Source organism: uncultured Chitinophaga sp. (genome assembly GCF_937874145.1).
Taxonomy (GTDB): domain Bacteria; phylum Bacteroidota; class Bacteroidia; order Chitinophagales; family Chitinophagaceae; genus Chitinophaga.
This window is the reverse complement of the sequence record NZ_CALNBI010000258.1, coordinates 1-4,988: the sequence shown is the minus strand read 5'-3', so window position 1 is coordinate 4,988 and position 4,988 is coordinate 1. Positions and strand designations below refer to the sequence as shown.

Annotated in this window: 4 protein-coding genes; all 4 read left to right on the top strand. The window is 55.3% G+C overall.

From position 1 onward, the window contains the following. A partial coding sequence (locus Q0510_RS12875) for a hypothetical protein (RefSeq protein ID WP_298712245.1) occupies positions 1 to 606 on the top strand: 606 nt, incomplete at its 5' end. Positions 607 to 701: 95 nt separating this feature from the next. Further along, complete coding sequence (locus Q0510_RS12870; protein ID WP_298712242.1) at positions 702 to 1,607, top strand: metallophosphoesterase; 906 nt, start codon at positions 702 to 704, stop codon at positions 1,605 to 1,607. Positions 1,608 to 1,678: 71 nt separating this feature from the next. Beyond that, on the top strand, positions 1,679 to 3,073 hold the full coding sequence (locus Q0510_RS12865; RefSeq protein ID WP_298712239.1) for a sialate O-acetylesterase: 1,395 nt from the start codon (positions 1,679 to 1,681) through the stop codon (positions 3,071 to 3,073). Positions 3,074 to 3,155: 82 nt separating this feature from the next. Beyond that, positions 3,156 to 4,988: beta-glucosidase BglX (gene bglX / locus Q0510_RS12860; protein WP_298712236.1), on the top strand; the 1,833-nt coding region annotated here is incomplete at its 3' end.

Sequence of the window (4,988 nt, the reverse complement as noted above, 5' to 3'; positions counted from 1 at the left end):
GGGCAGAAATACTGGCCCACACTGCATAACGGGCTGCTGAGCGTGAACGCCGGCGTGGGAGGATTCTGGCAGGGCAGCACTTCGGAAGACCTGGTGATCCATACCAATGTGAGTTATTTCAGCCGGCTGATGACGTTGGGGAAGAAGTGGAACTGGCGCGAATTCATCTACCTGGATTATCTCGGCAGCCCGAACAACTATTTCTATCGCCCGCTAAGCCTTAACCGCGATTTCGGAACAGGTTTCTGGGGATGGCGGCGGACGAAGATCAACGGTTACCACAGGCTGCTGATGCGATCGGAAAGCGTGTTGTACAGTCCGTGGAAGGTGTATGGATTTAAATTCAATTTCATTGGCACCCTCGAAGCCGGGCAGGTATCTTACCAAAACAATTACCTGTTGAAAAATCCTATTTATACGGGATTGGGGCTGGCGGTTCGGATAAAAAATGAGAACCTTTCCCTGAATACTCTACAGCTAAGCGCGGCTTATTATCCGCGTAAAACCCCCGGCATCGGGAACCTCTTCTTCGAAATCACGACCGTCGTGGATTTCCGTTTTGATATTTATGGTCTGAAGGCGCCCGCCTTCCTCCGGTTCCAGTAATTTTTCCTCCGCTCATCCCATTCTTTGCAAAATGGTAACGTTTGCTTATTGTTTATGCGGGCTAAACAAATGTATATTTGTATCAAACACGGACTATGAACAGACAAGACTTTTTATCCAGCATCGGTTTGCTGGCCGGGGGCTCCCTGGCAGGGAATCTCCTCACGGGTGAAGGAACGGAAAAGGCGGCTAAGAAGGCAAAACCTATCCTCACCGTAGCCCACATCACCGATGTGCACATCCGGGAGGGCGACGATGCGCCGGCCCGCTTCAAAAAAGTGCTGCGCAACATCATCGATCAGCACAAACCGGATTTCTTCCTCAATACCGGCGATTCTATCCACGACGCATCGTACGACAGCGTGGTGCGCCAGCAGGTGACGGATCAGTGGGCGCTGTGGGATGAATGCGTGAAATCCATCAGCAAATATGAAATGCATTCCTGCCTCGGCAATCATGATATGTGGTGGAAAGCCCCGTCCAAAGAAGATGAAATGTATGGGAAAAACTACGCGGTGAAAAGACTGGGCACGCCCAACCGCTACTATACCATCAAAAAGGAAAACTGGCACTTCTTCATGCTGGATGGCAACAACAAAGGCATTTCCCTGGACGAAGAGCAGTTCAACTGGCTGAAAGGCAAGCTGGAAGCTATTCCTGAAGGAGAATTCGCCGTTATGACTTCGCATTATCCTATCCTTGGCACCACGCAGGTGCTCGAAGGCGGCGGGCATTCGGATTGCAAACTGCTGAAAGATCTCTTTTATAAAACCAACCGCGTCCGCCTTTGCCTCAGTGGGCACAACCACCTGTCCGACAATACTGTGTATAATGGAATCACATACGCCTGCAACGGCGCGATGAGCGGCTTTTGGTGGGGGAAAGGGGACAAGAACTCCGCCGGCCCGTACTTCTACCAGGAAACGCCGCCGGGCTTTGCCATCCTGAAACTGTATAAAGACGGGACGCTGGAAAATACCTATTATCCGCACGGCCTTTAATATTCACGAAATAGCGGGAAACAAGTAATTCCATTTTATTATTTTAACGGGATCAAAACCCTCGTCTACTTATGCTCCGTTATGTAATGATGGCCGTGCTGGCCGGTTTCCACGTTGCTGCCAGCGCACAGATCCGCCTGCCCGACGTGCTTTCCGATAATATGGTCCTCCAGCGCAACGATTCTGCGCTGCTATGGGGATGGGCTGCTCCCGGCGAAAAGGTCCGTATCAATGCTTCCTGGAAATCCACGCCCGACTCCGCCGTGGCTACCGGCAATTCCATCTGGAAAGTGAAGATCAAAACCCCCGAAGGCGGCGGTCCCTACACCATCTCCCTGCGCGGCCGCAACACGATCGAACTGAAGAATATCCTCATCGGCGAAGTGTGGGTTTGCAGCGGCCAGTCCAACATGGAATGGAGCGGCAACCACGGCCTGCCCGATATCAAAGCCGAACTCGCCACCTGTGCCGATGATCAGCTGCGCTTCTTCCAGGTGCCTAAAATCACCTCCGACCACCCGCAGGACGATGTGCCCGGTGTGTGGACCAGCTGCGATTCCAATACGCTCAAGCCTTTCAGCGCCGTGGCGTATTTCTTCGGAAAGGAACTCCGAAAGAAGCTCGGCGTGCCGGTGGCGCTCATCAACTCCAGCTGGGGCGGTACGCCCGCCGAAGTATGGACGCCGGCCGAACTGGTGACAGGCGCCCCCGCACTGGCGGCCGCCGCAGCCAAACAGGGCGTGGCCAATTATCGCCCGCACGAGCCGGGGAAAACCTACAACGCCATGATCGCGCCGCTCACCAATTACCGCATTGCCGGGGCCATCTGGTACCAGGGAGAAAGCAACGCCCATACCGCGGGCACTTATCAACCTTTAATGGAAACGATGATTGGCGCATGGCGTAAAGCCTGGAACATCGACTTCCCGTTTTATTACGTACAAATCGCGCCTTTTAAACACGGGCCCGGCACACTGCGGGGATCATTGCTGCGGGAGTCGCAATCCAAAACGCTGTCGTACCCCAAAACGGGCATGGCCGTTATCACGGATTTGGTGGACGATACCACCAATATCCACCCCATCAACAAGCACGACGTAGGCCTGCGCCTGGCGAAAATCGCGCTGGGTGACCATTACGGTAAAAAGGAAGGGGAATTCCGCAGCCCTTCGTACGACAGAATGGAGAAAAAGAACAACCAGATCGTCCTGCATTTCAAGCATGCGGGAAATGGACTCGAACTGAAGAACGGCAAGGCGAAAGAATGGTACATCGCCGGGGCCGACCGTAAATTCGTCCCCGCCGATGTAAAGGTGAAAGGCAATACGGTAACGGTTTCCGCGAAAGGGGTCGCGGAGCCCGAGGCCGTTCGTTTCTCTTTCAACAATGCCGCTATCGGCAACATTTTCAGTAAAGAAGGCCTGCCCCTGGATCCGTTCCGGACGGACAGCTGGCCTGAACAATAATCAGCCGTAAGGCGGCGGCCCTGCACCGCAATGAACAAAGCAGGAAAGGCGGCGTTGATTATGCATATCAACGCCGTTTTTTATGAAACGCATCCTCGCACTTTTCCTGCTGTTCGGCGGCGCGGCCCATGCACAGCAGCAACGCTTCCTGACCGGTTTGCTGCAGAAAATGACCCTCGAAGAAAAGATCGGCCAGCTCAATCTTCTCACCAGCGATATGGATGTTACCGGTCCATTCATGAAAGAAAACTATAAACAGGATATCCTCAGCGGCGCCTGCGGCGCGATCTTCAACGCGTACACGCCGCAGTACACCCGCATGCTGCAGGACATGGCGATGAAGACCCGCCTCAAAATCCCGCTGCTGTTCGGTTACGACGTAGTGCACGGCCACAAGACCATCTTCCCCATCCCCCTCGGCGAAGCCTGCACCTGGGATATGGAACTGATGGAGAAAACGGCGCGCATCGCGGCGGAAGAAGCCAGTGCCGACGGCCTGCACTGGACCTATTCACCTATGGTCGATATCGCCCGCGATCCCCGGTGGGGGCGCGTGGCGGAAGGCGTGGGGGAGGACACCTGGTTCGGCGAACAGGTGGCGAAAGCGAAAGTGCGCGGCTACCAGGGAAGTGATCTCTCCGCACCCAATACCATCCTCGCCTGCGTGAAACACTTCGCTCTGTACGGCGCGATAGAAGCGGGGCGCGATTACAATACGGTAGATATGAGCCGCCGCCAGATGTACCAGTTTTACCTCCCGCCATACAAAGCCGCGGTGGATGCGGGCGTTGCTTCTGTGATGACGTCGTTTAATGAAATAGATGGCATCCCCGCCACGGGAAACCGCTGGCTGCTGACCGATCTGCTGCGGAAGGAATGGGGCTTTAAAGGGTTTGTGGTGACGGATTACACGTCCATCAATGAAATGATTCCCCACGGCGTTGTAAAAGACGAATACGAAGCGGCGGAACTGGCGCTCAAAGCCGGCGTAGACATGGATATGCAGGGCAGCGTATACGCCACGCAATTGAAAAAGCTGGTGGGAGACAGGAAAATCCCCGTCAAACTGATCTACGAAGCCGTCATGCGCGTCCTGGAAGCGAAGTACAAACTCGGCCTGTTCGATGACCCCTACCGCTACTGCGATACCCAGCGCGCCATGCGCGTCATCATGAACCCGGAATACCTGCAAACAGCCCGCGAAACGGCGCAAAAGAGCATGGTGCTGCTGAAAAATGACGGTGTTTTGCCGCTCAGGAAAGAACAGAAAGTAGCGCTGATCGGCCCGTTGGGCGATGCGCAGCGAGATATGATCGGCAACTGGTCGGCAGCGGGCGATTATAAAAAATCAGTGACGTTGTTGCAGGGATTGAAGGAGGCAGGCGTACCCGTCACCTACGCACAGGGCTCGCAAATCACGGATGATGCGCAACTGATGGGGAAGCTCGGACTGCCTGCCGGTGATGCGGACGCATTACTGAAAGCGGCATTGGAAGCCGCACGCGGGGCGGATGTAGTGGTATTGGCGCTGGGAGAATCGCAGGGGATGAGCGGAGAAGCCGCCAGCAGGTCGGATATCGGCATCCCGGATGCGCAGAAACGGCTGATGGAGGCCATTGCGAAGACCGGAAAGCCCATCGTGCTGGCGCTCTTTAACGGCCGCCCCATGACCCTGGAATGGGAAAACACCCACATCCCCGCCATCCTGGAAACCTGGTTCGGCGGCACGCAGGCAGGGCACGCCATCGCGGATGTGCTCCTCGGGAAATACAATCCCTCCGGCAAACTCACCATGACATTCCCGCGGAACACCGGCCAGATCCCCATCTACTACAACCGCAAAAACACCGGCCGCCCCATGGATGCCAATAACAAATACACCTCCAAATACCTCGATGTCCCCAACGATCCGCTG